Source organism: Luteimonas mephitis DSM 12574 (assembly GCF_000422305.1).
In the GTDB taxonomy this organism is placed as follows: Bacteria; Pseudomonadota; Gammaproteobacteria; order Xanthomonadales; family Xanthomonadaceae; genus Luteimonas; species Luteimonas mephitis.
In genome coordinates, this window is the sequence record NZ_AULN01000004.1 from 1 (window position 1) to 2,511 (window position 2,511).

Sequence of the window (2,511 nt, forward strand, 5' to 3'; positions counted from 1 at the left end):
CAGTGAGGTTGACTCCGACGAGCTGCAGAAGCGCCAGATCATCAACACGGGCGAAGTCCAGGACGGTTACCCTGTTCGCACATTCGAGGCAAAGGCGAGTCTGCCGAACGACAAGAAGGGTTGGTACGTCAACATGCCTGCGGATGGTGAGCGGATCGTGCAGGATGCGCAGATGGTGTCGAATATCCTGGTGACGGCCAGCATGATGCCCACCGGCGATGCCTGTGATTCGTCGGGTAGCGGCTACATCAATGCCGTGGACGCCTTCACCGGAACCAGCGCAGGTAAATCGTTCTTCGATCTGGACGGCGACGGCGACACAGCCGACAACAACATCGGTGGTGTTCCGGTGGGCTCGGTGAACTTCGGTGTCGGGATGCCGACACTGCCGATCTTCCTGGATGGCAGCCTGATCGTAGGTGGTACCGGCGGTGAGAATGGCGGCGGGGGAAAGCCTGCCCCTGGCGGCATCGTGGGCAAGGAATGGAGCCGCGTCTCCTGGCGCGAGATCAAGGGAGATTGACCGATGACCAACTACTACAGTAGGGGCTGCCGCATGGGCAGCAGCCACCATCGGGCGGCTGGCTTCTCTCTCATCGAAGTCATGATCGTCGTGGCGATCATTGGCATCCTGGCCTCCATCGCGTTGCCCAGCTACAACGAGCACATCAGGAAAACCCGTCGCACCGCGGGCGGGGCCTGCGCGGCGGCGGCGGCCCAGCAGATGGAGCGCTTCTATACGGTGCAACTTACCTACGTTGGTGCGCCAGCGGGGGATGTGTTGGATAACGTGTGTGATCCCGACACGTTGAAGTACTACACCATCGCAACAGCTAATGTTGGTGCAAGGACGTATACAGTGACAGCTGCTCCCACGGGCAAGCAGTCGGGCGATTCCTGTGGCACCTTGGGCATCAATCAGGCCGGAGTGAAATCGCCTGCAACGGATGGTTGCTGGTAAGCGGAGCAGGACACCCGTACAGCAGACATGAAAAACCCGCCTTCCGGCGGGTTTTTCATGTCTGGCGCCCGAAGCTGGACTCGGGATAAATGTGCAAGCAGTTGTTGTAAAAGGTGTTCTCCACAAGTCTGAAAACGGATCTACTCACTTTTCTACTCAATTTTTGCTCCAGAACCGCAGAAATACGCTATTTCTTAGGACTCCTGCTGCTTCCGGTACCCGGCCTCCCGTCAACAGGTCAATGCCGCGTCCAGTACTTCGGTGGAACGAACGGCTCGGATGTCCCGGGAGGCAACAAGCCGAGGCCTTCGGCGGCGCGAGTGGCCGATGCTTTCGAATGGAGCGTGAGCGGGCGTGGCAGGTAGGCGCAGGCTGGCCGTATGTGTCCGGGCGTGAGGAGTGGTTCGTCCCGGAGGAGTCGCGTGAATCCGCGCCCTTTGACGAGCAGCCCCCATTCTTTGCCATCGTCAATAGCGACTGGCTCGATCGACCGAACAAGCTGCAGCAAGCGGGCAATCTGCAGCGGCAAAAGTGAGATCAACTTGTAGGGCATGAAGCTACTCCCGGTGCACTGCCGCATGTTGCGTCAGGTCGGTCGCATGGAATGCGATCGCTAGGACCTATTCGCACAACTCCCAGGCATCCGGGGTGTCCCAGAGAATGGATGGCTGGAAATCACCTGGGCCGGCACGTGGATGGTCAACGTACCGAGCTTCCGAGATGCGAATCTGGATTTTTCCATTGTCCGGGCTCACGCCTTCGGTAAAGCCAACGTACTTGATCCCACCCTGCAGTTGGCAAATCCGCGCACCAATCTGCTGTTTCTGCTCTCGCGATCCAGCATCGCGATAAACTTCCGCGATATCAGCCAGGCCACGCACGCGGCTCTCATGGTCCGCTGCAGCCTGTTCCATCCTGTCCCATTCCTCGCCCCAGACCACCCGGACGTCACCGGGATCTTCGATCTTCGAAAACGTGTAGCGCCACTTGAGCCTGGCGCCACCGCCACATGATTCGGCGACCTCGAATCGCCAGATGGCCCGCTCCAGAATGTCACCCGTGTTGACATCTATGAGCATGAAGTTTCCTCCGGGCGAGTAGCAGGCACCCAAGGACCCCGTGCCACTTCCACCGCGTCCGCCCCCGGTCTCTTTCATGGGCAAGAAGGCGATCTCCCGTTCATCGATGATCGTCGTACGAAGATCCTTGTAGGTTCCTTCCTCCAGGACCCACCGATACCCCATGACCCCGTATAGCCCACCGAGCTTCACGGTCATCGGCCGGGACACGATGACCCTCAGGCCGGGCTTGTCCGGAAAGTCGACGAACTCGTAATCCTGTTCGTCGACCGGGACGATTTCCGCCGCTATCGCCGGTGTCGCGAACGCCAGCGCACCGACAAGCACAGCAGCCAACCGGAAGTGGGGCATGTCCCTTGATACGGTCTTCATTCCTTGGATTCTCCGTTTGCGAATGTGGACTGCTGCCGGTTCCGTGGACACCATCCTAAGCTATCTGTAGTTGCTGCTCGTACTGCGCGGGGCTGATGT

3 protein-coding genes and 1 pseudogene are annotated in these 2,511 nt (G+C 59.4%); 2 read left to right on the forward strand and 2 right to left on the reverse strand.

What is annotated here, in order from left to right; genetic code table 11:
* Positions 1-523 (forward strand): annotated as a pseudogene (locus H570_RS19040) (pilus assembly protein); the annotation flags it as partial.
* Between the two features lie 3 nt (positions 524-526).
* Positions 527-961, forward strand: coding sequence for a type IV pilin protein (locus tag H570_RS0100100; protein WP_051175921.1), 435 nt, complete (start codon positions 527-529; stop codon positions 959-961).
* A 238-nt stretch (positions 962-1,199) separates the two neighbouring features.
* Here the strand turns inward: H570_RS0100100 and H570_RS19045 are convergent, their stop codons facing one another.
* Both H570_RS19045 and H570_RS0100110 read right to left on the reverse strand, forming a co-directional pair.
* The gene (locus tag H570_RS19045; RefSeq protein ID WP_169447710.1) at positions 1,200-1,514 is read right to left on the reverse strand and encodes a hypothetical protein; all 315 of its coding nucleotides are present in this window, start codon (positions 1,512-1,514) and stop codon (positions 1,200-1,202) included.
* 67 nt (positions 1,515-1,581) lie between these two features.
* Positions 1,582-2,412, reverse strand: coding sequence for a hypothetical protein (locus H570_RS0100110; RefSeq protein WP_027078989.1), 831 nt, complete (start codon positions 2,410-2,412; stop codon positions 1,582-1,584).
* Between the last annotated feature and the right edge of the window lie 99 nt (positions 2,413-2,511).